General features: G+C 75.3%; 24 protein-coding genes and 2 riboswitches. Of the genes, 21 read left to right on the top strand and 3 right to left on the bottom strand.

Translation table 11 applies throughout. From position 1 onward, the window contains the following. Positions 1-269: 269 nt before the first annotated feature. Positions 270-1,538 carry a family 43 glycosylhydrolase gene (locus ACQP6G_RS07715; protein ID WP_429763691.1) on the top strand — a complete coding sequence of 423 codons (1,269 nt, stop codon included), beginning with the start codon at positions 270-272 and terminating at the stop codon, positions 1,536-1,538. Between the two features lie 26 nt (positions 1,539-1,564). Here ACQP6G_RS07715 and ACQP6G_RS07710 read toward each other — a convergent pair whose 3' ends face one another. Further along, a complete protein-coding gene (locus ACQP6G_RS07710; RefSeq protein ID WP_429763690.1) occupies positions 1,565-2,353 on the bottom strand; it encodes a uracil-DNA glycosylase family protein in 789 nt (262 codons plus the stop codon). Positions 2,354-2,520: 167 nt separating this feature from the next. Between ACQP6G_RS07710 and ACQP6G_RS07705 the strand changes: the two genes are divergently transcribed. From ACQP6G_RS07705 to ACQP6G_RS07690, 4 genes are read left to right on the top strand one after another with little or no spacing between them, the layout of a single operon-like run. Next, entirely contained in the window at positions 2,521-4,053 is a 1,533-nt protein-coding gene (locus ACQP6G_RS07705) for an amidohydrolase family protein (protein ID WP_429763689.1), read from the top strand. Next, a complete protein-coding gene (locus tag ACQP6G_RS07700; protein WP_429763688.1) occupies positions 4,050-5,711 on the top strand; it encodes a S41 family peptidase in 1,662 nt (553 codons plus the stop codon). The genes ACQP6G_RS07705 and ACQP6G_RS07700 overlap by 4 nt, the downstream gene beginning before the upstream one ends. A 46-nt stretch (positions 5,712-5,757) precedes the next feature. Further along, complete coding sequence (locus ACQP6G_RS07695; protein WP_429763687.1) at positions 5,758-6,009, top strand: hypothetical protein; 252 nt, start codon at positions 5,758-5,760, stop codon at positions 6,007-6,009. A gap of 44 nt (positions 6,010-6,053) precedes the next feature. Continuing rightward, complete coding sequence (locus tag ACQP6G_RS07690; protein WP_429763686.1) at positions 6,054-7,073, top strand: LacI family DNA-binding transcriptional regulator; 1,020 nt, start codon at positions 6,054-6,056, stop codon at positions 7,071-7,073. A gap of 13 nt (positions 7,074-7,086) precedes the next feature. Here the strand turns inward: ACQP6G_RS07690 and ACQP6G_RS07685 are convergent, their stop codons facing one another. After that, positions 7,087-7,515, bottom strand: a complete 429-nt coding sequence (locus ACQP6G_RS07685; RefSeq protein ID WP_429763685.1) for an MmcQ/YjbR family DNA-binding protein — start codon at positions 7,513-7,515, stop codon at positions 7,087-7,089. 7 nt (positions 7,516-7,522) lie between these two features. Then, positions 7,523-8,305: a GTP pyrophosphokinase gene (locus ACQP6G_RS07680; RefSeq protein WP_429763684.1), complete on the bottom strand. Its 783-nt coding sequence runs from the start codon at positions 8,303-8,305 to the stop codon at positions 7,523-7,525. Between the two features lie 179 nt (positions 8,306-8,484). Continuing rightward, positions 8,485-8,598: riboswitch (SAM riboswitch) on the top strand. Between the two features lie 335 nt (positions 8,599-8,933). On the opposite strand from ACQP6G_RS07680, the gene ACQP6G_RS07675 reads away from it, so the two are divergent. The 16 genes from ACQP6G_RS07675 to ACQP6G_RS07600 all read left to right on the top strand — a co-directional run bounded on the left by ACQP6G_RS07675 (position 8,934) and on the right by ACQP6G_RS07600 (position 26,034). Next, complete coding sequence (locus tag ACQP6G_RS07675; protein ID WP_429763683.1) at positions 8,934-10,205, top strand: LLM class flavin-dependent oxidoreductase; 1,272 nt, start codon at positions 8,934-8,936, stop codon at positions 10,203-10,205. Between the two features lie 95 nt (positions 10,206-10,300). After that, on the top strand, positions 10,301-11,233 hold the full coding sequence (locus ACQP6G_RS07670) for a DUF1684 domain-containing protein (protein WP_429763682.1): 933 nt from the start codon (positions 10,301-10,303) through the stop codon (positions 11,231-11,233). After that, complete coding sequence (locus ACQP6G_RS07665) at positions 11,230-12,324, top strand: amino acid ABC transporter permease (RefSeq protein WP_429763681.1); 1,095 nt, start codon at positions 11,230-11,232, stop codon at positions 12,322-12,324. Before ACQP6G_RS07670 ends, ACQP6G_RS07665 begins: the two co-directional genes overlap by 4 nt. Next, positions 12,321-13,145, top strand: coding sequence for an amino acid ABC transporter ATP-binding protein (locus ACQP6G_RS07660; RefSeq protein ID WP_429763680.1), 825 nt, complete (start codon positions 12,321-12,323; stop codon positions 13,143-13,145). The genes ACQP6G_RS07665 and ACQP6G_RS07660 overlap by 4 nt, the downstream gene beginning before the upstream one ends. Before the next feature lie 87 nt (positions 13,146-13,232). Next, positions 13,233-14,267, top strand: coding sequence for an ABC transporter substrate-binding protein (locus ACQP6G_RS07655; RefSeq protein WP_429763679.1), 1,035 nt, complete (start codon positions 13,233-13,235; stop codon positions 14,265-14,267). 61 nt (positions 14,268-14,328) lie between these two features. Then, a complete protein-coding gene (locus tag ACQP6G_RS07650) occupies positions 14,329-15,309 on the top strand; it encodes an NADPH-dependent oxidoreductase (RefSeq protein ID WP_429763678.1) in 981 nt (326 codons plus the stop codon). Between the two features lie 59 nt (positions 15,310-15,368). After that, positions 15,369-16,565 carry an LLM class flavin-dependent oxidoreductase gene (locus ACQP6G_RS07645; protein WP_429763677.1) on the top strand — a complete coding sequence of 399 codons (1,197 nt, stop codon included), beginning with the start codon at positions 15,369-15,371 and terminating at the stop codon, positions 16,563-16,565. A 37-nt stretch (positions 16,566-16,602) separates the two neighbouring features. After that, on the top strand, positions 16,603-17,022 hold the full coding sequence (locus ACQP6G_RS07640) for a rhodanese-like domain-containing protein (protein WP_429763676.1): 420 nt from the start codon (positions 16,603-16,605) through the stop codon (positions 17,020-17,022). Positions 17,023-17,076: 54 nt separating this feature from the next. After that, positions 17,077-18,249 carry an LLM class flavin-dependent oxidoreductase gene (locus ACQP6G_RS07635; protein ID WP_429763675.1) on the top strand — a complete coding sequence of 391 codons (1,173 nt, stop codon included), beginning with the start codon at positions 17,077-17,079 and terminating at the stop codon, positions 18,247-18,249. Then, on the top strand, positions 18,249-19,397 hold the full coding sequence (locus tag ACQP6G_RS07630) for an LLM class flavin-dependent oxidoreductase (RefSeq protein WP_429763674.1): 1,149 nt from the start codon (positions 18,249-18,251) through the stop codon (positions 19,395-19,397). The genes ACQP6G_RS07635 and ACQP6G_RS07630 overlap by 1 nt, the downstream gene beginning before the upstream one ends. Before the next feature lie 96 nt (positions 19,398-19,493). Further along, positions 19,494-19,928 carry a TlpA family protein disulfide reductase gene (locus ACQP6G_RS07625; protein ID WP_429763673.1) on the top strand — a complete coding sequence of 145 codons (435 nt, stop codon included), beginning with the start codon at positions 19,494-19,496 and terminating at the stop codon, positions 19,926-19,928. Between the two features lie 31 nt (positions 19,929-19,959). Further along, the gene (locus ACQP6G_RS07620; protein ID WP_429763672.1) at positions 19,960-20,436 is read left to right on the top strand and encodes a DUF4395 domain-containing protein; all 477 of its coding nucleotides are present in this window, start codon (positions 19,960-19,962) and stop codon (positions 20,434-20,436) included. A 148-nt stretch (positions 20,437-20,584) separates the two neighbouring features. Beyond that, positions 20,585-20,698: riboswitch (SAM riboswitch) on the top strand. A 75-nt stretch (positions 20,699-20,773) separates the two neighbouring features. Next, on the top strand, positions 20,774-22,435 hold the full coding sequence (locus ACQP6G_RS07615) for an ABC transporter substrate-binding protein (protein WP_429763671.1): 1,662 nt from the start codon (positions 20,774-20,776) through the stop codon (positions 22,433-22,435). 1 nt (position 22,436) lies between these two features. Beyond that, positions 22,437-23,429: an ABC transporter permease gene (locus tag ACQP6G_RS07610; protein WP_429763670.1), complete on the top strand. Its 993-nt coding sequence runs from the start codon at positions 22,437-22,439 to the stop codon at positions 23,427-23,429. Beyond that, positions 23,426-24,340 carry an ABC transporter permease gene (locus tag ACQP6G_RS07605; RefSeq protein WP_429763669.1) on the top strand — a complete coding sequence of 305 codons (915 nt, stop codon included), beginning with the start codon at positions 23,426-23,428 and terminating at the stop codon, positions 24,338-24,340. Before ACQP6G_RS07610 ends, ACQP6G_RS07605 begins: the two co-directional genes overlap by 4 nt. Further along, a complete protein-coding gene (locus ACQP6G_RS07600; RefSeq protein WP_429763668.1) occupies positions 24,337-26,034 on the top strand; it encodes a dipeptide ABC transporter ATP-binding protein in 1,698 nt (565 codons plus the stop codon). Before ACQP6G_RS07605 ends, ACQP6G_RS07600 begins: the two co-directional genes overlap by 4 nt. Position 26,035: the final 1 nt, after the last annotated feature.

Raw genomic sequence — 26,035 nt, 5'->3', positions numbered from 1 at the left:
CCCTCATCTGCACCTGTCGACAAGCGCCTCAGGCTCATGCTCTGCTCCGCGAGAACGGGTGGGGCCCGGTGCTCGTCCCGGACCACAACTCCGACGACCTGAGAGCCCGGTTCGGGCTCGACGGCGCGACCCTCGCCACGCTCCGCGAGCACCGGCTGCTCGACGACAGGTCCGCCGACGGCGAGCTCCGGCACTTCTCGGCTGATCGTCGTCGACCGTGGCGTGCAAGCGCTTTCCTCCGTCCGTGGACTGTGGTCTGCTGTCGGCCCATGATCCTCAACGGAGTGCCTTGGTTCGACGACCGCGGTGAGGTCGTCAACGCCCACGGCGCCTGCCTCGTGGACCACGAGGGGCGCTACTACCTGTTCGGCGAGCACAAGACCGACGACGTCAACCGGTTCGACGGCGTGGGGTGCTGGTCCTCGGCCGACCTCGAGCACTGGACGTTCGAGCGCGTCGTCCTGCCGGTGCAGCCGGACGGTCCGCTCGGGCCGGACCGGGTGGGCGAGCGCCCGAAGGTGATGCGCTGCCCGGCCACCGGGCGCTTCGTGATGTACGTGCACGCGGACGACCTCGGCTACACCGACCCGCTGGTCGCCGTCGCCACGTGCGACACCGTGGCCGGCGAGTACCGCTGGCACGGCCCGCTCGTGCACCAGGGCGAGCCCGTCCGCCGGTGGGACATCGGCGCGTTCCAGGACGACGACGGCACGGGCTACCTGCTGGTGCACGAGGGCGACGTGTACCGGTTGGGCGACGACTACCTGACGGCGGAGGAGAAGGTCGCGGAGAACCTGGCCCCCGGCGGCGAGTCGCCCGCCATGTGGCGCTCCGACGACGGCTACCACCTCCTGATGTCGCGGAAGACGTCCTGGGAGCGCAACGACAACGAGGTGCTCACCGCGCCGTCCGTGCACGGCCCGTGGCGGCACGCCGGGCTCCTGGCGCCCGAGGGCACGCTGACCCACAACTCGCAGTGCTCCTTCGTGGCGCGGGTACGGCGGGGCGACGACGTCGTGCCGATGTACCTCGGCGACCGCTGGTCGTTCCCGCACCAGGCCTCGGCGGCGACCCAGGTGTGGCTGCCGCTCCTGACCGACGGCGGGCCGGCGCGGCTGGGGGAGTACTGGCCCGCCTGGGACCCGGCGACCGGGGAACCGGTGCCCCTCGACCGCGACGCCGCGGGCGCCGTGGCTGCCGTCGACGCGCCGTTCCGGTCCGCCGGCCCCGGCGATCGCCTCGAGGTCGACCTGGAAGGGGCGCGGTTCGCCGTGGTCGGCACGTCGGACGACGAGAGCGGGTACGCCCGGGTCGAGCTGCTCGACGACGGGCGCGTCGAGACGTCGCACCTCGTGGACTTCTACTCGAAGGTGCCCGACACCGGCCCGCGCTACGTCTCGCCCGTGCTGCCGGCGGGGCGCTGGACGCTGCGCGTGACGCCCACGGGCGAGGTGCCGACGTGGTCCCAGAAGGACGGCACCAGGTTCGGGTCGACGGGCAGCCGCGTCACCGTGCACCGGGTGCTCGTCCTCGCCTGATCGGATCGCCCCGAGGGCGGACCCGCTCAGGCAGGCGGCATCTCGATGGTGATGTTGGCGCGCTCGGTGCCCGGCGGGTCGCCGAGGGTCGCCCAGAAGTCGGTGTCGCGCATCCAGCCGGGGAGGCCGGCGGGGAGGTCGCGGCTCGGGATGGCGGGCAGCTCGGCGGGCGTGAAGTCGGCGCCGTAGGGGACGAGGGGGCGCGCCTCGTCGGGCTGCTGGATCCTCGCGTGCAGCCGCCCCAGCGCCACGTTCCAGTTGTCGAGCAGGTCCTGGCGGCTGATCGGCCCGCCCGGCTTGTCCGCCGTCGGGTGCAGGGCTCGCTGGTGGAACACGGAGACGCCGGCGCCCTCGGGCGAGGTCACGAACGTGCGCCAGGCCTCGAAGGCGGGGGTGCCGAACGTCACCACCGCCTCGATGCGGCCCGGCGCGAGCGCCGCCGCGAACCACCGGTGGCGGTAGGCGACGACCTCCGGGTCGTTCAGGTGGGGCAGCGCCATCTTCTGGTTGTAGATGCCGTAGAGGAACGCGTTGACCATGAGGTAGCTCGACGTGAACCCGAGCTTCTCGACGAAGCCCTGCACCCGGCGTCCCGCCTGCCCGGACAGGATGCGCCGGGTGAACGCCTCGGTCTGGGCAGGGTCCTGCCCGACGACGAGCAGCCGGGCGGTGCCGTTCGCGCGGCCCCGGTAGAACACGGGCCCCCACAGCGACCGGAAGCCGTCGGCGCCGCGGAACACGGTGTCGTCGGGGTAGGTGCGGCACAGCGTCCGGAACCTGCCGGTGGGCCCGGCGTCGAACGGGTCGGTGATCATGGCGCCTCCTCACCGACAGGGAGCGCCGCGCGGCGTCCGCACGCACGCGCACGACCGGGTGAAGTCGGGGCGCGCAGCCGGTGGGACGCTGTCGCCCGTGCCGACAATGAGGGAGCAGTCCCGGTGCGGGCGCCCGCCCCGCCGGGGTCGACCTCAGGGGGACGGCCATGGCGCAGCTGGTCATCACCGGGAACGTCGCGACGATGGCGCAGGGGGCGACGGCGCCCCCGGTGCCCGGTCGGGTCTGGATCGACGGCGACACCGTCGTCGACGTGACGACCGGGCGCCGCCGGGTCGCCGGCTTCTCCCGGGCCCCGGAGGTCGACGTCGGCGACGCGGTCGTGCTGCCGGGGTTCGTCGACATGCACAACCACCTGGCCTACAACGCCCTGCCGCTCTGGACGGAGCCCGGCCGCACCGAGCCGTGGCTGCACAACAAGCACTGGCCGGACGCCGACACCTACACCGAGTCGATCACCGAGCCGGCCTGGGTGTACGCGAAGGCCTGCCCCGAGGCCCTGCTCGCCTACGTGCAGGTGCGGGCGATGGCCGGGGGAGCGACCGCGGCGCAGGGGTGGCCCACCGCGAACCGCGGGTATCGCACCGTGATGCGCAACGTCGACGCCGAGGACGTCGGCACCGGCCGGGACGACCTGATCTACACCTCGGTGGTCACCAAGACGGGCGAGGCGCTCACCACCGCCGTCCGCCGCATGGCCGCAGGCTCCGGGTTCATCTACCACTGCGCGGAGGGGCGCCGCGGCTCCCGCGTCCTGTCCGACTACACGGACCTGGACCGCGCCGACGGGCTGCTCCCCACCCTGCTGGCCGTGCACGCCTGCGCGGTGGACGCCGACGGCTGGGCCCGGTGGGACACCGCCGAGGCGGGCGGTGTCGTCTGGTCGCCCCTGTCCAACCTCCTGCTCTACGCCGAGACGACGCTCGTCGACGACGCGCGCGCCCGCGGGATCACCGTGTGCCTGGGCAGCGACTGGGGCCCGTCGGGCACGAAGAACCTCCTCGGCGAGATGAAGGTGGCCCGCATCGCCGCCGACCACCTCGGCTACGACCTCACCGACGCACAGATCGTCGAGATGGTCACCAGCAACCCCGGCACGCTGCTCGAGCGGTGCTGGCACCGACCCGTCGGCCGCCTCGTCCCGGGGGCGCTCGCGGACGTCACCGTCGTGCGGGGGCGGGGGCGCGGCGACGCCTGGACGCGCGTCGTCGCCGCCCGGGAACGCGACGTCGCCCTCGTCGTCGTCGGCGGCGTCCCGCGCTACGGGGACACGAGCCTCATGACGGCGGCCGCGGCGCCGCCCAGCTTCGCCGCCACGGTCGGGGGCCGACGGCGCCGGGTCGCGGTGCCGGACCCCGCGGACCCGCAGCGGGCCTGGTCGTGGCGGGCGGTCCTGGACACGCTGCGGGAGGTGCAGCAGGACCCCCAGCAGGCCATCGCGACCGCGCAGGCGCGCGCCTCCGCCGGGCCGCGCTTCGCGGAGGACGCCGAGCTCGAGCTCTTCCTCGACATGCCCGACACCCGGCGCACCGGCCGTGCCGGGCCGCCCAAGGACCCGGCCACGGTCCGGATCCCGCCGGTGCCCGCGCCGGAGCACGACGCGGCGTACTTCGACCTCCTCGACGCCGCGCCGATCCCGCAGGGCGTGCTCGCCCCGCTGCGCGTGAGGTTCGGGCAGTGACGCCCCCGAGCCCGGCGGCCCTGCGGGCGCGCGCCGGCAGCCGCCTCGACGACGTCGTGCCCACCCGGGCCGAGCCCGGACCGGAGCCGGTGGCGCTCACCGCGACGCAGCAGCACGACCTCGTCGACCTCTGGACCACGCTGCTCACCGACGTCTACGTGCACGCCGGGCAGAAGCGCGCGCTCTACGGGTACGACCCGCTGCGGGCGCTCGCGGCCCTGCGCCGGGAGCTCCCCCTGCTCGACAGCGCCGGGTTCCTCCGGGCGCTCACCAGGGTGGTCAACCGGCTGCGCGACCAGCACACCCAGCTGTTCGTGGGCGCACCGGGGGCCGAGCCGTACGTCGCGGCGCTGCCGTTCCTCGTGGAGGCGTTCGGCCCGTACACGTCGCCCACGTTCCTGGTCACCAAGACGACGGGCGAGGCGCCCGACCCGGCGTTCGCCCCCGGGGTGCGGCTCACCACCTGGAACGCCGTGCCCTTCACCCGGGCGGTCGACCTGTTCGCCGACACCCTCACCGGGGGCCGGCCGGACGCGCGCCGGGCGCGCGCCCTCGAGACGCTCACCCAGCGGCCGCTCGCCTACCTGCCCCCGCCGGACGAGCTGTGGGTCGACGTCGGCTTCCGGCTCCCCGGGGACCCTGCGGGCGACCCCGACCGCACCGCCCGGTTCGAGTGGCGGGCGATCCGCCCGGGGGCGGCCGCGACCGCCGACGACCGGGTCGCGACCCGGACACGCCGCGGGATCGACGTCGTGGGCGAGACCGCGCGCCGCGCCCGCAAGCTGTTGTTCGCCACCGACCTGTGGGAGGGCGACCGGCAGGGTGTCCAGCCCCGGGCGAAGGGCTCCGGCTGGCTGCGCACCAGCGTGGCCGACGCCCTCGCCGCCCGGCCGGTGACGACCTCGCACGGCACGTTCGGCTACCTGCGGATCTGGACGTTCGACGTGCGTCACCCCGGACGGTTCGTCGACGAGGTCGCCCGGCTCCTTCGCCGGCTGCCCCAGGAGGGTCTCGTCGTCGACCTGCGCTCCAACCCGGGGGGCGTCGTCGACGCGGCCGAGCGGTTGTTCCAGCTCTTCACGGACCGACACGTCGAGCCCGTGCGGTTCGCGTGCCGCGCGACGCCGGCGATGGCCGACCTCGCCGAGGCCGACGGCAACGGCGCCGACCTCGCCGACTGGGCGGGCTCCCTGCGCGCAGCCCTCGACCTCGGCGAGGAGTTCTCCCAGCACCTGCCGCTCGCGGACCCCGACCTCTGCAACGGCGCGGCCCGCGCCTACCGGGGACCCGTCGTCGCCGTCGTCGACGCCAACACCTACTCCTGCGGCGACCTCTTCGCGGCCGGGATCGTGGACCACGGCATCGGGCGGGTGGTCGCCGTGGGCGCCGCGACCGGCGGGGGTGGCGCGAACGTCTGGACCGGCGACGACGTCCAGTACGCCTACCACGCGGCCCACCGCACGCTCCCGGCGCTGCCGCCCGGGATCGGCTTCTCGCTCGCGGTGCGCCGCATGGTCCGGTCCGGCACGTCCGCGGGCCTCGCGATCGAGGACGTCGGGGTGGCCGGCGAGGAGCGGTACGACATGACCGAGCGTGACGTCGTGGACGGGAACCCCGACCTGCTCGAGCACTGCACCGCGCTCCTCGCCTCCGCGTAGCCGCGCGAGGTCAGGACGCCGGGGCCGCCGTCGTGAACAGTCCGCGGTGCACGATCTCCCGGGCCCGCGTGCCGCGGGCGGCGGCCAGGGACTTGAGGTCGGCGACGTTGTGCTCGAGGACGGCCGACGCCAGCGCCTCGCGGCCCCGACGTCGTACAGCCCCGGCCCTGTCGCGTTCCACCGCCTGCTGGCCGAGTGGCGCGAGGGCGACATGAGCGACGTCCTCGTGCTGTCCGGCGACGGGGCCACGGCCCGGCCCGAGCGTGCCGGCGCCGGGCTCGCGGCGCGGCGCGGGTAATCTCGTCCCGTCCCCACCCGCAGGCCCGAGGAGCGACGACCCCGGTGAGACGTTCGTCCCCCAGCATCTCGGACGTCGCGCGCGCCGCCGGTGTGTCGATGGGCACGGTGTCGAACGTCCTCAACGGCACGGTGCGCGTCTCCCCGGCGACCCGCGCCCGGGTCGAGGCCGCGATCCGGGAGCTCGGGTTCGTCCGCAACGGCGTCGCGCGGTCGCTGGCGGCCGGTCGGAGCTCGACGCTCGGCTTCGTGATCATCGACCTCGCGAACTCCTACTTCCTGGACATCGCGCGGGGCGCCGAGGAGGAGGCCGGCCGGGCGGGGCTGAACCTGCTGCTGGCGAACTCCGACATGTCGGAGGAGAAGCAGCGCACCTACGTCGACCTGTTCGTCGAGGACCGGGTGGCGGGCATCCTCGTCGCGGCGAACCACGGGTCGACCCACGACCTGCACCGCTCGGCGCCGGGCGTGCCGCTCGTCGTCGTCGACGCGCCGGGCGACCACTCCGACGTCTGCTCCGTGGTGCCGGACAACGAGCTGGGCGGCTACCTCGCCGCGACGCACCTCGTCGAGCAGGGGCGCCGGCGGCTCCTGTTCGCCGGCACGACCGAGCTCGTGCCGGTCCGCGACCGCCTGCTGGGGGTCGAACGTGCCGTCGCCGAGCACCCGGGCGTCGTGCTCGAGGTGGAGCAGACGGGGAACGTCCAGGTCGAGGACGGGCGCCGCGTGGGCGACGACCTCGTGCTGCGCGACCCCCGCGAGCGTCCCGACGCCGTCGTCGCGGCGGCGGACCTGCTCGCCGTGGGCGTGCAGCAGTCGCTGCTGCTGTCGTCGTCGCTGCGGGTGCCGGACGACGTCGCGATCATCGGCTACGACGACAACCGCGCCGCGTGGGACTCCGCCGTCCCGCTGTCGACGATTCGGCAGCCGGGGGAGGCCGTCGGCCGGGAGGCGGTGCGGCTCCTGCTGGAGGAGCTGGAGACCGGACCCGAGGCCCACCGGCACCGGCTCGTCACGTGCGAGCCGCGGCTCGTGGTGCGGGCGAGCACCTCCGGCACCTCCTGACGGGTCGGCGGGGTCAGCCGCCCGCCGTGAGCCGGCCGGCGAGCACGTCGCGCAGGCCGGTGCGGGACCGCTCCGTGTCGTCGAGGTCGACCGGTCGCAGGCGACGGGGGAGCGCCGCGACGACCAGCGCGTACGCCTCGAGGACCAGCTCCTCCACGAGGTCGGGCGTGATCCCCGGCCCTGGGGCCAGCGAGATCCAGTGGCGCTTGTTCATGTGGTAGCCGGCGGTCACGCTCTCGAGCTCCTGGCGGAGCGCCTCGCCGTCGTCGGGCGTGCACTTGAGCGTCACGAGCGGGGTGCCCGTGACCTCCGTGGTCATGCAGAAGACCTTGCCCTGGACCTTGAACACGTCGTGGTCGGGCCCGAAGGGCCAGGTGCGGGTGGCGCCGGGGAGGGCGAGCGCGACGGCGGCGGCGAGGTCCTGGTGCTCGGAGGGTCCCATGCCCGCCTCAGCTCTCGCGGGTCGTGCGGAGCACGTCTCCCTCGGCCTTGGCCGCCGTCCAGAAGGTGCGGAGCATCTCCTCGGGGGTGAGCAGCGAGTCCCGCTGCTCGACAGGCTCCGCCTCGCCGGCGATGGCCTTGACCTCGTCGTGGATGCGTTCCATGGAGCTGTCGAGCGACGACGCGACGTCGGCGGCGAGCTTGAGCGAGTCCGTGAGGTGCCGGGGCACGTCGCGCGCGTACTTGTAGTAGATCTTGTGCTCGAGGCTCGCCCAGAAGTCCATGGCGATGGTGCGCAGCTGGATCTCGACGACGACGTGCTCGACCCGGTCGGAGAGGTACACGGGCACCTGGACGATGAGGTGCAAGGACTTGTACCCGTTCGCCTTGGGGTGGGCGATGTAGTCGCGCTCCTCCAGGACGGTGATGTCGGCCTGGTTGGTCAGCATGTCGCGGACCTTGTAGATGTCGGAGACGAAGCTGCAGGTGACGCGGACCCCCGCGACGTCGAACATCTGCTGGCGCACGCCGTCGGGCGTCAGCGGGATGCCCTTGCGGCGGCACTTCGCCACGATCGACTCGAGCGACTTGAGTCGCGAGCCCACGTGCTCCACGGGGTTGTAGTTCTGCATGAGCCGGAACTCGTCGCGCAGGATCGAGATCTTCGTCATGACCTCGTCGATCCCGAACTTGTAGGTGAGGACGAGCCGGCGCAGCTGGTCGACCAGCTCCCGGATCTCGGCGACCGCGGGAGTGTGCTGCTCGGGTCCGTGCCCTGCGTTCTGGCTCACGGGCACCACGGTAGACGGGTTTCCTGACGCTCGATAATCCGATAAAAACGGTCGGAACTGTTCGGTATTCGAGACGGTCGGGAGGAACCGTTGACACCCCCCCTTCCGGAGACCTACGTTCCTGCGCACCGGATCGGACGACCGCGGCGCCCCAGGCGGTGCGGCCGGACCTCCCGGATGGTCACGAGCTCCGACGCGAAGCCCCGGCTCGTCGGACGGCAACCCCCAGCGCGGGCGGGTGCCCCGGGTGAGGACCAGGCCGGCCGTCGCCGACGGCACGGCAACACGCGACCCCCGCCCCGGCGGGGAGCAGGAGAGGACGAGCATGCACCGCGACGCCACCACCGTGCGCCCCCTGTCGTCCCGGCACGTGCCGTCCGCCTCGCCGGTGACCTCGGCGTCCGCCCGGGCGTGGTGTCGACGCCGCTGATCGCGGCCTGATCGTCCGCCGCCCGCGGCGGACGACCCTCCTCGACGGCCCGGCACCTGCCGGGCCCGGCCGCAGACGGCCCCGCCCGCCGGTCCCGGCGGGCATTCCTCCCCGTGCCCTCCCGGCGGCGGCGCGCACCCGCAGGTCCACGACCCGTGCCCGAGTGCGCCCGTCCGCCGCGCCCTGATCGGAGCCGACGTGCCCTACTCCCTGCCCTCGACGTCCACCACCAGCACCCCGTCCCCCCTCGTCGTCGGCGTCGACCTCACGGCGGCCGGCGCCCGCCCCGGCGTGCACCGGGCGCGCGGCATCGTGCAGCCGCGGTCGTTCGACGCCGAGCGCTTCGTCCAGCTCGTGCGCACCGCCGACGGCGGCGGCCTCGACCTCGTCACCCTCGACGAGGGCTTCCTGCTGCACCCGGGCCGGCGGCAGGTGACCGGGCGGCTCGACGCGGCCGTGGCCGCCGCACGGGTGGCACCCCACACCACGCGGGCCGGGCTGGTCGCCGCCGTCGACACCGCGCACGTGGACCCGGCGCACGTCGCCCAGGCCGTCGCCCGCGTCGACCAGGCGAGCTCCGGCCGGGCCGGGTGGCAGGTCGGGCTCCCCACCGGAATCGTCGCCCAGGACGACGCGTGGGCGGAGCAGGCCCGTGACGTCGCGGCACAGGTCGTGCGGCACTGGGACGGGCTCGCGACGTCGGCCGGGCCGAACGCGGGTGACACGGCCGGCGCCGTCGCCGTCGACGACGAGGGGCGCTTCCGCGTGGACCACGACGGCATCCGCTTCGCCGTGCGCCGGTACCGGCCCGCCGAGGGCCGGGCCGCCGACGGGCCCCGGGGCGCCGGGACGCGGCAGGGGCGGCCGCCCGTCGTCGTCTCCGCCCGGAGCGAGGCCGCGCTCGACCTCGCCGCCCGGACGGCGGACGTCGTGCGCGTCGCCGCCACCGCGCCGGCCCGCGCCGTCCGGCTGCGCTCCCGGCTGCGCGACGCTGCCGAGGCCGCGGGCCGCGACCCCGACACGCTGCGCGTGCTCACCGAGGCGTATGTCGTGCTGGCCGAGGACCGGGCCAGCGCGCAGGCGCGGCTGGAGCTGGTCGAGGCCCTCGAGGGCCCGGAGATCTCCGGCGGGCTGCTCGTCGTGGCCGGCACCCCCGACGACCTCGCCGAGACGATCGTGGACTGGCGGGACGCCGGCGCGTCCGACGGGTTCCTGCTGCGGCCCTCGTCGCTCGGCCCCGACCTGGACGCCCTCGTCGACGGTGTGCTCCCGCGCCTCGCGCGGGACGGCGTGCGCGCGGTGGCGTCCCCGGCGCCGCGCACCCTCCGCGCGACCCTCGGGCTGCCGGACGTGGGGCCCGCCGCCGACGCCGGCGATGCCGGCAGCGCCGTCGTCGCCCCCGCACCGGCGCACGCGCGGCCGCGCGCCCGGGCGGGCCGCACCGCCGACTCCCGGCTGGTGCGCGCGTGACCGCCCGCCCCGACGCCCGCCACGTCACCCCCGCCGCCCGCGTCGCCGACACCCGCCGCGACGTCGCTCGCCCTCTTGTGACCGGAGGCCCCCCGATGACCGTCACCGACACACCACGCGTCCGTCCCACGGACCCCGCAGGCGCCCCTGCGCACGCGCCGGCCGCCGGTTCCGCCGCCGGTTCCGCCGCGGCACGGAGCGCGAGCCGGCGGGCCGACCGCGAGCGCGAGCTCGCCGCGCCCCACGGCTGGCTGAGCCTGGCGGGGTTCCACTGGCTGCCCTCGCGACCCGAGCCGCTGCCCGGCGTGCCCGGGCTCTGGCTCGCCGACGGTGCCGGCGCCCACCTGCGGCCGGGGGAGGCCGACGGACCCCGGGTCCGAGGGCCGGAGGTCGCGGACGGCGCGTACGACGGCGACGTCCCCGAGGGTGGCAGCGTCGTCCTGGGCACGTTCCTGCCCCCCGGCCGCGAGCCCGCCGACGGCGCCGACCCGGACCTCCCGCCGGCAGGGGAGACGGCCGCGGTGGCGATCGAGCTGGTGCGGCGCACCGGACGCCTCGCGATCCGGCTGCGCGACCCGCACGCCCGCACGCGCCTCGACTTCGCCGGGGTGCCCGCCTTCGACCACGACCCCTCGTGGGCGGTCGAGGCGCCCGTCCGCCTGTACGACGTACCCCGCGGGCTCGTGGTCGGGGCCGCCCGTCCCGGCCTGGTGCACCGGCTGCAGGCGGTCGGCGAGCTCGACCTGACGCGCGGCGACCGGACGGTCACGCTCGTGCTGACCGGCTCCCCGGGTGGCGCCCCGACGCTGCTCTTCAGCGACGAGGCACCCGGCGTCGCGCCCTGGCGGGTGGTGCGCCCCGAGCTCCCCGGGTCCCTGACCCCGGGCGACGCGGGCGTCGCACACCTCGACCTCAACGACGCCGTCAACCTGCCGTACGCGTTCAGCGACCACGGCACGTGCCCCGCCCCGCCGCCGGGCAACCACGTCCCGTTCGCCGTCACGGCGGGGGAGAGGGCGCCGCGATGACCGCCGTCACGACGCCGGGCGCACAGACACCTGGCGCACAGACACCTGGCGCACGGGCTCCGGGGCCTGCGGCACCGGCTCGGGACGCCGCGGCCACCCCGTACGCGGACCTGCGCATCGTCCCCGCCCGCCACCCGGGGCGATGGGTCGCGACGGCCGGCGTGGCCGTGCTGCTGGCGATGGTCGTCAGCTCGCTGCTCACCAACGACCGGTGGGAGTGGGACGTCGTCGCGCAGTACCTCACCTGGCCCTCGATCCTGTCCGGCGCCTGGGCGACGATCCGGCTCACGGCCGCGGCGTCGGTGGTGGGGTTCGCGCTGGGCACCGTGCTGGCGCTCATGCGGCTGTCGCGCTCGCCGCTGCTCGTCGGGGTGTCGTGGGCGTACACGTGGGTCTTCCGCTCCGTGCCCCTGCTGCTGCAGCTGCTGCTCTGGTACAACCTCGCCTATCTCTACCCGCACCTGAGCCTCGGGGTCCCGTTCGGCCCGGAGTACCTCTGGTTCGACACCCTCGGCGTCATCGACAAGTTCGGCGCCGCCATCCTGGGCCTGGGGCTCTCGCAGGCCGCCTACTCCGCCGAGATCGTGCGCGCCGGCATCCTCAGCGTCGACCAGGGGCAGCAGGAGGCGGCCGCGTCGCTCGGCATCCCGCGCCGGCGCCAGGTGACCCGCATCGTGCTGCCGCAGGCCATGCGCTCGATCGTGCCGACGGCCGTCAACGAGGTCATCGGCCTGCTCAAGGGCACCTCGATCGTCTACGTCCTGGCGTACGGAGAGCTGTTCTACATCGCGTCCGTCATCTACGGCCGCAACGGCAAGGTCGTGCCCCTGCTCATCGTCGCGGCGATCTGGTACCTGGTGCTGACCACGCTGATCACGATCGTCCAGTACTACGTCGAGCGGCACTACGCGAAGGGCGCCGTGCGCACCCTGCCGCCCACGCCCCTGCAGCGGCTGCGCTGGTCGTCCGCCGTGACCGTGGCCCGCCTCACCGGCCGTCCGGTGCCCCCGCACGTGCCGCCGGCGTTCGCGGCCCGCGCCCGGGTCGGCGTCCTCACCCGCACCGCCCGCACCTCGGGAGGTCCCGCATGACCGCCACGACGACACGCACGACGGCGCACGAGGGCGCGGCGGGCAGGGTCGAGGTGCACGGCCTGCACAAGAGCTTCGGCACCCTCGAGGTGCTCCGGGACGTCGACCTCACCTTCGAACCCGGCACCGTCACCGTCGTCCTCGGGCCGTCGGGCTCCGGCAAGTCCACGCTGCTGCGCGCGATCAACCACCTCGAGAAGGTCGACGCGGGCTTCGTCACGGTGGACGGTGACCTCGTGGGCTACCGACGCCGGCACTCCCGACGCGGTGGCCGCCGGGGCGACGTGCTGCAGGAGCTCAAGGAGCGGGAGATCCTCGGGCAGCGCACCCGCATCGGGTTCGTCTTCCAGGGATTCAACCTGTTCCCGCACCTCACCGTGCTGGAGAACGTCGTCGAGGCGCCGCTGTCCGCGCAGCGCCGCCCTCGCGCCGAGGTGGAGCCCGAGGCCCGCGAGCTGCTCAGCCGCGTCGGGCTCGCCGACAAGGCGGACGCGCGACCACGGCAGCTGTCCGGAGGGCAGCAGCAGCGCGTCGCGATCGCCCGCGCCCTCGCGCTGCGGCCCCGGGTGCTGCTCTTCGACGAGCCCACCTCCGCGCTCGACCCCGAGCTGGTCGGCGAGGTGCTCGACGTCATCAAGGACGTCGCGAGCACCGGCACCACCCTCGTCGTCGTCACCCACGAGATCGGCTTCGCCCGCGAGGTCGCCGACAACGTCGTCTTCATGGACGGCGGGGTGGTCGTCGAGCAGGGGCCGCCCGCCGAGGTGCTCTCCCGCCCACGCCACGCCCGCACCCGCGCCTTCCTCGACAGGGTCCTCTGACCTTCTCCGGCCCCACATGTCTTCCCACGCCCGTTCACATCCCCTGACCTGCGGCCCCGGCCGCACACCCATCCCCTGGAGACACCCGTGACCGCACCGACCCGCCGAGCCCGCGCGCTCGCCCTGCTCGCCACCGTCCCCCTGCTGGCACTCACGGCCTGCGCCGGTGTCAGCACCTCGGCCCCCGCGGCCGCCGGCACCGGCGACGGCGTCGAGGCTCCCGCCGGCACCAGCTCCGAGGGTGCCGCCGCAGCCGGGCTCGAGGTCAGCACCAGCCCCGACCAGGACCGGATCCGGTCGACCGAGTCGGCCGAGGCTGTCGGCCTGCTGCCGGAGGCGTTCGCGGACAAGGACGACTTCGTCGTGGCCGTGAGCGCCGGCGCGGCACCTCCGCTCGGCTTCTTCGCCGATGACGACAAGACCCCCATCGGCAACGAGACCGACATCGCGCAGCTCGTCGCCGACGGCCTCGGCAAGGACCTGCGCCTCGAGGTCAAGGCCTGGGCCGACTGGCCCCTGGCCCTCCAGTCGGGCGACGTCGACGCCGTCATCTCCAACGTCACCGTGACCGAGGAGCGCAAGGAGACGATCGACTTCTCCTCCTACCGCAACGACGAGCTGGGCTGGCTCACCAAGGCGGGCTCCGACGTCCCGGAGATCGCCGAGCGGCAGGACGTCGCGGGGCTGCGGGTGGGCGTCGGCTCGGGCACCAACCAGGAGAAGATCCTGCTCGAGTGGAACGACCAGAACGTCGCCGAGGGGCTCGAGCCCATCGCCGGCGGACAGCCGGAGTACTACGAGCAGCTCTCCGACGTCCTCCTCGCCCTGAAGTCCGGCCGTCTCGACGTCTACGTCGGCCCCAACGCGTCCCTGGCCTACCAGGCCAAGATCGCGCCCGACGAGCTCGCCGTCGTCGGCACGCTCAACGGCGGCTGGCCCGACACCGCGCAGATCGCCGTCGCGACCAAGAAGGGCAACGACCTCGCGCCCGCCGTCACGGCCGCTCTGCAGCAGGCCTTCGACGACGGCACGTACGCCCAGGTGCTCGAGCGCTGGGGCCTGGGGACCGAGGCCGTCGAGAAGCCCGAGACCAACCCGCCGGGCCTGCCGAAGACGGAGTGACGGCACCCGACCGTCCGGACCATCCGTCCCGTCCCCGACCCGTCCGTCCCGAGGAGTGCAGGTGACCGAGAACGCCACGCCGTCCGCCGTCGCGGTGCCGCGACCCCCGAACCGCCCCCGCCCCGCCCGTCCGACGACGCCCCGCGTGGCCGCGGACCTGCGGGACCTGCGGGCCCGCGCGCGGGTCGCCGCCCGCTACGGCGTGCGGCCCGAGGACGCGGACGACGCCGCGCCGGGCGTCGCCGCAGCGCTCGCCGCGTCGCTCACCGCGGCGGTCACCGGCGCCCCGGGCGGCGGGCCGGCCGTCCTCGACGTCCAGCTGGGCCACCGCTCCGTGCGGGCGTTCCTGCCGGGACCGCTGGAACCGTGGGTGCTGCCCACCGTGGTGGCGGCGGCGCAGTCCGCGCCGTCGTCGTCGAACCTGCAGCTGTGGAGCGTCGTGGCGGTCACCGACCGCGACCGGCTGGCCCGGGTCGCGGCGCTCGCCGGGCACCAGGAGCACGTGCGCGACGCGCCGCTGCTGCTCGTGTGGGTGGCCGACGTGGCACGGGCCCGGCAGCTGGGCGCGCAGGACGGCGTCGAGCTCGAGGCCGCCGGCTACCTGGAGACGACGGTCGTCGCGTTCCTCGACGCCGCGCTCGCGGCGCAGAACGCGGTCGTCGCGGCCGAGTCCCTCGGCCTCGGCACCGTGTACGTCGGGGCGGTGCGGAACCACCCCGAGGACCTTGCGGCCGAGCTCGGCCTGCCGCCCGGCGCGGTCGCCGTCGTCGGGCTGGCCGTCGGGCACCCCGACCCCGGCCACGCCCCGCGCGTCAAGCCACGCCTGCCCCAGGACGCCGTGCTGCACCGCGAGACGTACGACGAGGGGCGCGTCGCGCACGTCGCCGACTACGCGCCGCGCATCGACGCCTTCTACCGCGAAGAGCGCCTCGACGGCTCGTGGTCGCGACGGGTCGTCGACCGGATGCGCGGCGGCGGCTCGCTCCAGGGCCGCGAGCGCCTGCGCGAGGCGCTCACCGCCCTCGGGCTGCCGTCGCGCTGACCGACCGCGCGCCACGCCCGAATCGCCCGACCCGCACCACCCGCCACCTGGAGACCACCATGACCGACCCCGCCGCGACCCCGAACAGCAGGGTGCCCCTGTCCGTCCTCGACCTCGCCCTCGTGCCCGAGGGGCGCGCGGGCGCGCAGGCGGTGCGCGACGCCGTCGACCTCGCCGTGGACCTCGACCGGCTCGGCTACCGCCGGGTCTGGTACGCCGAGCACCACCTGTCGCCGGGGGTCGGGTCCGCCGCGCCGGCGGTGCTCGCGGCCGCCGTCGCCGCCCGCACCGAGCGCATCCGCGTCGGCTCGGGCGCGGTGCTGCTGAGCACCACGAGCCCGCTCGTGGCGGCCGAGCAGTTCGGCACGATCGCCGCGCTGCACCCGGGGCGGGTGGACCTCGGCCTGGGCCGGGCGTTCACGCCGCCGAAGGGCGGCGCGCCGCGCCCGGCCCCGGCGGCGGCGCCGGCGAGCGGACCGCGCGTCGTCGACGGGCTGTACGTGCCGCCCGCGCCGCCGACCGCGGGGGACTCCGTGCTGCGCGAGCGCGCGCTCGCGCAGGCCGCCGTGGTGGGGGCCTCGCGCACCCCGGCGAGCTTCCGCGCCGAGGTCGAGCTCGTGCTCGGGCTGCGGGCGGGCACGTACGCCGACGACGGCGGGCGCCGGTACGTGTCGCCGCCCGTGCAGGACGCCGCGTTCGACCTGTGGGTGCTGGCGTCCTCCGGCGGGGAGAGCGCCCGTGTGGCCGGAGAGCTGGGCCTGCCCCTGGCGGCGAACTACCACGTGAGCCCGTCGAACACCCTCGAGACCGTCGCCGCGTACCGGGCGGCGTTCCGCCCCGGGGTGCTCGCCGAGCCGTACGTCGTCGTCTCCGCCGACGTGCTCGTCGCCGACACCACCGAGCGGGCCCGCGAGCTCGCGTCGCCGTTCGCCGACTGGGTGCTGTCCATCCGCCGCGGGGCGGACGGCGCGATCGCCTACCCGCGCCCCGCCGACGCCACGGACTGGGCCGAGCGCCCCGAGGACGAGCGCGCGGTGGTCGCCGACCGGGTGGACACGCGCGTCGTCGGCGACCCGGCGACCGTCGTGGGCCGCCTGGAGACCCTGGCCCGGGTCACCGGGGCCGACGAGCTCCTCGTCACCACCGCCGCGCACGACCTCGCCGACCGGCAGCGGTCGTTCGCGCTGCTCGCCCAGGCGTGGGGTGCGACCGAGGGCGAGGCGCCCCGCGTCCCCGCCCTGGCCGCGACGCCCTGACCCGCACCGACCGACCACCACCGTCAAGGAGAACCCCATGACCACGTCCGAGACCACGCCCGAGACCGTGCCCGGGACGGCCCCCGGAGGCAGCGGTCCGACCACCCCGCCGACGCAGGACGCGCGCACGGCCGGCGCGCGGGTCGCCGACGGCGCCCTGCTGGTCGACGTGCGGTCGGCGCGCGGCCGCGCCGCCACCGGCGACATCCCCGGGGCGACGCTCGCCGACCGGGACGACCTGGACGCGCTCTTCGGCCCGGCCGACGCGCCTGCGATCTCGCTCGACACCCCGGTCGTCGTGGTCTGCGGCTCGATCGACGGCTCCGGACCGGTCGCCGCGGCGCTCACGGCCCGCGGCTTCACCGACGTGACCCACGTCGACGGCGGGTTCCCCGCCTGGCGCGACGCCGGCCTTCCGGCGACCGCGCCGTCGGACGGCCCCGCCGCGGGCGCCTGACCCGCCCGGCACGAGCACGGCCCCAGCCCCACCGCTGCAGCGAAGGAGACCACCATGCCCGTCGAGTTCCTCGGCATCGCCACCACGAACGACGCGTCCGAGACGTCCGCCCGTACCACCGCCGCGTTCGACCCCGCCTACCTGGAGCGCATCGTGCGCGCGCACGAGGACAACGGGTGGACGCGGGTCCTGTTCGCCTACGGGTCCTCCGGCCCGGAGCCGGCGGCCCTCGCCGCGTACACGGCGGCACGTCTGCAGAGCATCGAGCTGCTGCTGGCCCACCGGCCCAACGTCTCGTACCCGACGTACGCCGCCAAGACGTTCGCCACCCTCGACCAGCTCTCCGGGGGCCGGCTGTCGGTGCACTTCATCACCGGCGGCAACGACCACGAGCAGGGCCGCGAGGGCGACCGGCTCACCAAGGACGATCGGTACGCGCGCACCCACGAGTACATCCGGATCGTCAAGCAGGCGTGGTCCAGCGCGGAGGCGTTCGACCACCACGGCGAGTTCTACGACTTCGAGGACTTCGTGCTCGACGCGAAGCCGGTCGAGGGCCACGTGCCGACGATCTCCTTCGGGGGGTCCTCGGACGCCGCCTTCCGGGTAGGGGCGGCCGAGGCCGACATCTACGCCGTGTGGGGCGAGCCCCTGGCCCGCACGCAGGAGCAGATCGACCGCGTGCACGCCGAGGCCGCGGCCGCGGGACGCACGACGCCGCCGCGCATCCACGCGGCCTTCCGGCCGATCGTGGCGCCCACCGAGGAGCTGGCCTGGGAGAAGGCGCACCGCGTGCTGGACCGGATCGAGGCGCGCAAGGCGCAGCTGGGCGGGCAGCTGTCCCGGCGGCACCCGATCGACAGGCCCGAGAACGCCGGGTCGCAGCGCCTGCTCGAGATCGCCGCCGCGGGGGACCGGTACGACACCGCGCTCTGGACCGCCACGGCGAAGGCGACGGGAGGGGCCGGCAACTCCAACGCGCTGGTCGGCACGCCCGAGCAGGTCGCGGAGGCGCTGCTCGCCTACTACGACCTCGGGGTGCGGGTCATCTCGGCGCGCGGTTACGACCTGCTCGACGACGCCATCGACTTCGGCAGACACGTCATCCCGCTCGTGCGCGAGGGCGTGGCCGCGCGCGACCGCGCGACCGCCCGGGCCGCTGCGACGGCCGAGGCCTCCGCGGACGCCGACGGCGCGGCGGTCGGCACCGGGGAGCGCGTGGCCTGATGCGCTTCCAGCTGCTCGACATCGTCTTCAACCCGCCCCATCCCGTCACGGGAGAGGCGGTGCCGCCCGCGGACCGCCTCGCGCGCGTCGTCGAGCACGCGGTGCTGGCCGAGGAGCTCGGGTTCGACTCGTTCGCGGTCGGGGAGCGGCACGCCGGCGACGTGCTGTCGTCCGCGCCCACCGTGATCCTCGGGGCGGTGGCGGCCCGCACCCGCCGCATCCTGCTGTCGACCGGCGTGACCGTGCTGTCCCTGCTCGACCCGATCCGGGTGGCGGAGGACCTGGCGACCGTCGACCAGCTCTCCCGCGGGCGGCTGGAGATCGTCATCGGCAAGGGCAACGAGGAGCTGCAGTACCCGCTGCTCGGCCTCGACATCGCGAAGCAGTACGAGTACCTCGAGGAGAACTACGAGCTCCTGCGGCTGCTCCTGTCGTCCGAGGACGTCACCTGGTCGGGCCGCCACCGCCACCGGCTGGAGCACGCCACCACACTGCCGCGACCCTTCGCCGGGCCCTTCCGCATCTGGCACGGGTCCGCGACGAGCGAGTTCGCCGTCGACCTGGCCGCCCGGTGGGGCGACCCGATCGTGAGCGCCAACGCGCTGCAGCCGCGGGAGAGCTATGGGCGGCTGATCGACCGGTACCGCGAGCGGTACGCGGCCGCCGGGCACGACCCGGCGTACCGGTTCGTCGGCGCCGGCTCCGGGGGCCTGTTCCTCGCCGACACCACGGAGCAGGCGATCGAGCAGTACCGGCCGCTGTACGAGGGGCAGGTCGCGCGGCTGCGGGCGCGCGGCTACGACCCCGCGACGCACGTCGGCAAGGCCCAGGCGTTCGAGACGATCGAGGACGCCGTCGAGCGCGGCCCGGCGCTGGTCGGGTCGCCCGAGCGGGTGGCCGAGAAGATCCTCGACTACCACGGCTCCTTCGGGCACGTGCTGCAGTCCGTCTCGGTGAACCACCTGCTGGAGCCGTCCCGCCAGGAGGACGTGCTGCGCCGGTTCGCGGCCGAGGTCGCGCCCGTCGTGCGCGCCGAGGTCACGACGACGCTCTGGGGGCCCGACGACGAGCGGCGGGCCGCCGGCCTCACCGCGGCGCAGGCCCCCGCGGTGCACGACGGCACGCGTGCCGAGGCGCTGACCGTCTGACCGCCCGGCGGGGTGTCCGGCATGCGGTCATCCCGTCGACCGGATGGTGGGCGGCGGGGAGAATGGCCGCGACGTCGACCGTGTGAGGAGGCCACCGTGACGGTCCAGCCCACCCAGCTGGTGATCCTGGCCGTGCTCGTCCTGGCGACCGTCGTCCTCGGCGCGGTGTGGAGGTCCCGCCAGGGGCGCGTCCGCACCACGCCCGCGCGGCAGGACCCCGTCGTGGACTGGGCGGCCCGCGGGGTCCGGCTGGGGGAGCGGGCGACGTTCGTCCAGCTGTCCGCCGAGGTGTGCGCCCCGTGCCGCGCCACGGCCCGCGTGCTGGAGGGACTCGTCGAGCGCGAGGCGGGCGTCGAGCACCACGAGCTCGACGTCGACGACCATCTCGACCTCGTGCGCGAGCTCGGCGTCCTCACCACCCCGACGGTGCTGGTGCTGGACGCGACCGGGGCGCAGGCCGCCCGCAGCAGCGGCGGGATGTCGCCCGCTCAGGCGCGCCAGGCCCTGGCCGCCGTGGTCCCCGTCGGCTGAGCCCGCCGAACCCCGTCCCCGAGGAGAACCGATGACCTCCGAGCGTCCCGCCGGCCAGGCCCCCGTCACGCGGGCCCCGGCCGGCATCGACCCGCGCGGCCCTCGGGTGGGCGCCGCCGTCACGGCGCTGCTGCTCGCCGTGGTCGTGCTCCTCGGGGCGAGCCCCGCCGGCCTCGTGCTGCTCGCCGTCGTGGCCGCCGGGTTCCTCCTGGGCGCCGTGCGCGGCGCGCAGGGCACGGTGCAGGGCTGGCTCTTCAAGACCCTCGTTCGTCCCCGGCTCGCGCCGCCCGCCGAGCTCGAGGACCCGCGCCCGCCGCGGTTCGCCCAGCTCGTCGGCCTCGTCGTCACGGGCGTCGGCGTCGTGCTCGGGCTCGCAGGCGTGCTGGCCGCGGTGCCGTGGGCCGCGGGGATCGCGTTCGTCGCGGCCGGCCTCAACGCCGTCGTCGGCCTGTGCCTCGGCTGCGAGCTCTACCTGCTCGGCGCGCGCCTGCGGCCCTCCGCCCGCTGAGGCCGCCGCCCACCACCGGACCCCTCGAGGCCCCGCCGTCACCGACGGCGGGGCCTTCGGCGTCTGCGGCGCCCGTCCCGCGTCCGTGATGTGAGACGACCCGCCCGACCCTTGACTCGGGAGGCCGCGGCGGCTTCCCTGCCGCCCAGGTGACGAGCGCCAGCACCCAGGCCCGGCTCGCTGGCCAGCAACCCTTCGACGTGACGGGGTGCTCCGGGAACGACCTGACCCCGCCGCGCCCGCGGCCGGGTAAGCACGGCTCCGGTCGTCCATGACCGCGCCCCGGCCCGTGCCGGCGCGGGGGGCGACCCGCCATGACCACGAGGAACACCACGCGATGACCACCACCCCGCGCGCACCGCGCACCCAGGACCCCAGGCGCACCCCGCGACGCAGCGTCGTCGGGCTCGCCGCCACCGTCTCGGCCGCCGGCCTCCTGCTCAGCGCCTGCTCGACGGGCGCCGACGCCGCGGGCACCGGCGCCGACGCGAGCGGCGAGCCCGTCGCCGGCGGCGACCTGACGTTCGCCATCACGGTGGACTCGCACTGCGTCGACCCGCAGCAGGTCGGCAACAACGACGCGATCGCGGCCGCCCGTCAGACCGTCGCGTCGCTCACCGCCCAGGACCCGGAGTCCGGCGAGATCCTGCCCTGGCTCGCGGAGGGCTGGGAGGTGAACGACGACGCCTCCAGCTACACGTTCCACCTGCGCGACGACGCCACGTTCGCCGACGGCACGCCGATCGACGCCGCCGCGGTGAAGACCAACTTCGACGCGATCGTCGACCTGGGTGCCGTGGCGTCCCTCGGTTCCCAGTACCTCGTCGGCTACGCGGGCACCACCGTCGTGGACGAGCACACCGTGACCGTCGACTTCGACGAGCCGAGCGCGCAGTTCCTCCAGGCGACGTCGACGTTCTCCCTCGGCCTGCTCTCGCCCGACTCGGCGACCCTCTCGACCGAGGATCGCTGCGCCGGGAAGTACGTCGGCTCCGGGCCGTTCGCCGTGAAGTCCTACACCCCGGACCAGGAGATCGTGCTGGAGAAGGTCGCGGGCTACGACTGGGGGTCGGAGGCCAGCAGCCACACGGGCGAGGCGTACCTCGACACGGTGACCCTGAAGGTCATCCCCGAGGCGGGTGTGCGCTCCGGGTCCCTGCAGTCGGGACAGATCGACGCGACCGCCGCGCTGAACGCCGTCGACCTGCCGCAGTTCGACGGCAACGGGTTCTGGCTGTCCTACCGCGCCAACCCGGGCGTCGTGTTCAACCTGTTCCCCCACGAGTCCAGCCCGCTGGCCGCCGACGAGGCCGTGCGCACCGCGCTCGTCAAGGGGATCGACCGCCAGCAGATCGTGGACACCGTGCTGACCCCGCAGGACCAGCCGGCCACCGGTGTGCTGTCCCGTTCGACGCCGCTGTTCGAGGGTGCGGACGACCTGCTCGCGTACGACCCCGAGGGTGCGACGAAGGTCCTGGACGACGCGGGCTGGGTCGTGGGCGCCGACGGCATCCGCGAGAAGGACGGTCGGAGGCTCTCCACCACGGTGACGTTCTGGCAGGAGCCCGGCGCGCTCGAGCTCGTGCAGCAGCAGCTCCGGCAGATCGGGGTCGACCTGCAGCTCAAGCACGTCACGGTGGCCGAGAAGGAGGCGGCCACCGCCGCCGGCGACTTCGACTTCGACTACTACAACCTCACCCGGTCGGACGCCGACGTGCTGCGCACGATCTTCTCGGCGAACGCGCGCAACGTGAACCAGCGCGACCCGGAGGAGGTCGACGAGCTGCTCGACGACTCGGCCGCCGCCACCGATCCCGAGGAGCGCCGGACGCTGGTCTCCGAGGCGTCGAGGCTGCTGCTGGAGCGTGGTCACGCCATCCCGGTCTACGAGCTGTCCACCACGATCGCGGCGGCCGACCGCGTGCAGGGGCTGACCTTCGAGGCCTCCTCGCGGCTCGACTTCTACGACGCCTGGGTGACCGACGGCGCGGGAGAGTGAGATGACCCGCTACGTGCTGCGACGGGCCGGGCAGGGGGTGTTCGTCCTCTGGGCGGCCTTCACCGTCGCGTTCTTCGTCCTGTACCTGCTGCCGAGCGACCCGGCCGCGCTGGTCGCGTCCGGGGGCGGCGAGGTGAGCCAGGTCGACCCGACCCAGCTCGCCGCGCTGCGCGCGGAGTACGGGCTCGACCGCCCGATCCTCGTGCAGTACGGCGACGCGCTCCTCGGCGCGCTGGCCGGCGACTTCGGCACCTCGTACGTGAGCGGCGCCTCCGCGACGGCCCTCGTCGCGCAGGCGCTGCCCGAGACGCTCAGGCTCACCGGTGCGGCGCTCCTCGTCGCCGTCCTCGGCGGGACGGCGGTCGCGGTGGCCAGCGTCCTCCCGCGGGCCCGGTTCCTGCGCCAGGCGCTGTCCGCGCTGCCGCCGCTCGGCGTCGCCCTGCCCACGTTCTTCGTGGGCCTGGTGCTGCTGCAGTGGTTCTCGTTCCGGCTGCCGGTGTTCCCGGCGATCGGCAACGAGGGCGCCGTCAGCCTGGTGCTGCCCACGATCACGCTGGCCGTCCCGGCCGGGGCGCAGCTCGCGCAGATCCTGTCCCGCTCCCTGCGCGGCACGCTCGGCGAGCCCTACGTCGAGACGGCGTGGGCGAAGGGCGCGAGCCGCGCCCGGGTGCACCTCGCGCATGCCCTGCGCAACGCCGCCATCCCGGCGTTCACCGTTCTCGGCGTCATGGTGGGTGGCCTGCTCGGCGGCGCCGTCGTGACTGAGACCGTGTTCTCGCGGCAGGGGCTCGGGCGGCTCACGGTGCAGTCGGTCAACCAGCAGGACGTGCCCGTGGTCCTCGCGATCGTGGTGTTCTCCGCGCTCGTCTTCGTCGTCGTGACCCTGGTGGTCGACCTCGTCTACCCCGTGCTCGACCCCCGGATCCAGCTCCGGACACCGCGGGCCGCCTCCCGGCGGGCTGCGTCCCGGCGAGCCACGGCGGTGACCGCATGACGCTGCAGACCCTCACCCGCCCCGTCGTGACCGACGCGTCGGCGCCGGATCCCGCGGCGACGCCTGCCCGGCACGGCGGTGCCCGGCGCACCCTGCGCGGCGCACGCCACGTGCTGCGGCGGCCGGGCCTGCTCGTCGCGGTCGCCGTCCTGCTCCTCGTGGCCGCCTGGGCCGTGGCACCGCAGGTGTTCACCGCCCAGGACCCGCTGGTCGGCGTCCCCGCCGACCGGCTCCAGCCACCGTCGGGCGCGCACTGGTTCGGCACGGACCACCTGGGCCGCGACGTGTACGCCCGCGCGGTGCACGGGGCGTCGCTGACCCTGCGCACGACGGCGCTCGCGGTGGCCGTCGGCCTCGTCCTCGGCTCGCTCCTCGGCCTGCTCGCGGGGTTCCTGCGCGGCTGGGTGGACGACGTGGTCGGCCGGCTCGTCGACGTGCTGCTGGCGATCCCGAGCATCCTGCTCTCCCTGGCGATCATCACGGCGCTCGGCTTCGGTCCGGTCAAGGTCGCGATCGCGGTCGGCATCGGCTCGGTGGCGACGTTCGCCCGCGTGATGCGGGCCGAGGTGCTGCGCGTGTCGACCTCCGTCTACGTGGAGGCGGCCCGCGCGTCCGGCCTGCGGTGGCCGGCCGTGCTCGGGCGGCACGTGCTGCCCAACTCCTCCGGCCCGGTGCTGGCGCTCGTCGCCCTCGACCTCGGGACCGCCGTGCTGGCCGTGTCGGCGCTGAGCTTCCTCGGCTACGGCACCCCGCCGCCCGCGCCCGAGTGGGGCGCGCTCGTCTCCGGTGGGCGCGACTACCTCGCCACCGCCTGGTGGCTCACCACCCTGCCGGGTCTCGTCATCGTGGCCGTCGTGCTCGCCGCCAACAGGGTGTCGCGGGCCCTGGAGAAGACGGGAGAGGACCAGTGACACACACGACGGCGAGCACCCCGGTGCTGGAGATCAGCGGACTCGAGGTGGCCTACCGGACCGCCGACGGCGGGCATCGACCGGCCGTGCGCGGCGTGGACCTGCGGGTCGGGGCCGGAGAGGTCGTGGCGCTCGTCGGCGAGTCCGGCTCGGGCAAGAGCACGACGGCGCACGCCGCGCTGCACCTGCTGCCACGGGGCGGCGAGGTGACCGCAGGCCGCCTCCGGCTCGACGGCCGCGACCTGTCCGGCCTCACCGAGAAGGAGTGGCAGGACGTCCGTGGTCGGCACGTCGGCCTGGTGCCCCAGGATCCGACCGTCTCCCTCAACCCCGTGGTGCGCGTCGGCGACCAGGTCGCCGAGGTGCTCGTCGTCCACGGGCTGGTGCGCCGCGCCGACGCCAGGGTCCGGGCCGTCGAGCTGCTGCGCCAGGCCGGCGTGGACGACCCCGCGGCGCGCGCCCGCCAGTACCCGCACCAGCTCTCGGGCGGGCTGCGGCAGCGCGTGCTCATCGCGATCGCCATCGCGGCAGGGCCGCGCCTGATCGTCGCGGACGAGCCCACCAGCGCGCTCGACGTCACCGTGCAGCGGCGCATCCTCGACCACCTCGACGCCCTCGCGCGGGAGACCGGCACGGCCGTGCTGCTCATCACCCACGACCTGGGCGTCGCCGCCGACCGCGCGGACCGGATCGTCGTCCTCCAGGACGGGGTGGTGGTGGAGGAAGGACCGGCAGCGCGGCTGCTGGACGACCCGCGGCACCCGTACACGCGTGCGCTGATCGCGGCCGCCCCCAGCCTCGCGAGCTCGCGCCTCGTCGTCGGGGCGCGGGACGGCGGTGCGCGGGAGGGGGGGGCTGCGCAGGGCGGGGAGGCACCGCCGTCCTCGGCGGAGCCGGCGCCCGTCCTCGCCCTCGACGGTGTGCGCAAGGAGTTCGCCCTGCCGCGCGGCGCCGAGCGCCGCACCCTCGTCGCGGTGGACGACGTCAGCCTTGCCGTCGGCCCGGGGCGCACGTACGCGCTGGTGGGCGAGTCCGGCTCCGGCAAGACGACGACGGCGCGCCTGGCGCTGCGGCTCGAGCGGCCCTCGGCCGGGCGGGTCGTGTTCCGGGGCGAGGACGTCACCGCCGCGCGCGGCCGGGAGCTGCGGTCGCTGCGGCGCGGGTTCCAGGTCGTGTACCAGAGCCCGTACGCCTCGCTCGACCCGCGCTTCACCGTCGAGCAGATCGTCACCGAGCCCCTGCGGGCCTACGGCGTCGGCGACCGGGCGGAGCGTGCCGACCGGGTCCGCTCCCTGATCGACGACGTGGCGCTGCCCGTGGACGTGCTGCGGCGGGGCCCCCGGGAGCTGTCCGGCGGGCAGCGCCAACGCGTCGCCATCGCACGGGCGCTCGCCCTGCGGCCGGACCTCGTGGTGCTCGACGAGCCGGTGTCCGCGCTCGACGTCTCGGTGCAGGCGCAGATCCTCGAGCTGCTGGTGCGCCTGCAGGCGGAGCACGGGCTCGCGTACCTGTTCGTCTCGCACGACCTCGCCGTGGTGCGCCAGGTCGCCGACCAGGTCGGTGTGATGCGCCGGGGCCGGATCGTGGAGCAGGGCGCGGCGGACCAGATCCTGCTCGACCCGCAGGAGGACTACACGCGCGAGCTCGTCGCGGCCATCCCGGGCCGCCGGGCGCGGTCCGGGACCTCGACGTAGT

Source organism: Isoptericola nanjingensis (assembly GCF_050311635.1).
Classification (GTDB): domain Bacteria; phylum Actinomycetota; class Actinomycetes; order Actinomycetales; family Cellulomonadaceae; genus Isoptericola; species Isoptericola nanjingensis.
Note: the sequence above shows the minus strand (reverse complement) of the source record. Positions and strands in the feature narration are given on the sequence as shown.

Excerpts from the sequence above, each read along its gene's own strand:
- ACQP6G_RS07715 (WP_429763691.1), top strand. The coding sequence starts at position 270 with ATGATCCTCAACGGAGTGCCTTGGTTCGACGACCGCGGTGAGGTCGTC.
- ACQP6G_RS07710 (WP_429763690.1), bottom strand. The coding sequence starts at position 2,353 with ATGATCACCGACCCGTTCGACGCCGGGCCCACCGGCAGGTTCCGGACG.
- ACQP6G_RS07705 (WP_429763689.1), top strand. The coding sequence starts at position 2,521 with ATGGCGCAGCTGGTCATCACCGGGAACGTCGCGACGATGGCGCAGGGG.
- ACQP6G_RS07685 (WP_429763685.1), bottom strand. The coding sequence starts at position 7,515 with ATGGGACCCTCCGAGCACCAGGACCTCGCCGCCGCCGTCGCGCTCGCC.
- ACQP6G_RS07670 (WP_429763682.1), top strand. The coding sequence starts at position 10,301 with ATGACCGTCACCGACACACCACGCGTCCGTCCCACGGACCCCGCAGGC.
- ACQP6G_RS07665 (WP_429763681.1), top strand. The coding sequence starts at position 11,230 with ATGACCGCCGTCACGACGCCGGGCGCACAGACACCTGGCGCACAGACA.
- ACQP6G_RS07660 (WP_429763680.1), top strand. The coding sequence starts at position 12,321 with ATGACCGCCACGACGACACGCACGACGGCGCACGAGGGCGCGGCGGGC.
- ACQP6G_RS07645 (WP_429763677.1), top strand. The coding sequence starts at position 15,369 with ATGACCGACCCCGCCGCGACCCCGAACAGCAGGGTGCCCCTGTCCGTC.
- ACQP6G_RS07640 (WP_429763676.1), top strand. The coding sequence starts at position 16,603 with ATGACCACGTCCGAGACCACGCCCGAGACCGTGCCCGGGACGGCCCCC.
- ACQP6G_RS07635 (WP_429763675.1), top strand. The coding sequence starts at position 17,077 with ATGCCCGTCGAGTTCCTCGGCATCGCCACCACGAACGACGCGTCCGAG.
- ACQP6G_RS07630 (WP_429763674.1), top strand. The coding sequence starts at position 18,249 with ATGCGCTTCCAGCTGCTCGACATCGTCTTCAACCCGCCCCATCCCGTC.
- ACQP6G_RS07620 (WP_429763672.1), top strand. The coding sequence starts at position 19,960 with ATGACCTCCGAGCGTCCCGCCGGCCAGGCCCCCGTCACGCGGGCCCCG.
- ACQP6G_RS07615 (WP_429763671.1), top strand. The coding sequence starts at position 20,774 with ATGACCACCACCCCGCGCGCACCGCGCACCCAGGACCCCAGGCGCACC.
- ACQP6G_RS07610 (WP_429763670.1), top strand. The coding sequence starts at position 22,437 with ATGACCCGCTACGTGCTGCGACGGGCCGGGCAGGGGGTGTTCGTCCTC.
- ACQP6G_RS07605 (WP_429763669.1), top strand. The coding sequence starts at position 23,426 with ATGACGCTGCAGACCCTCACCCGCCCCGTCGTGACCGACGCGTCGGCG.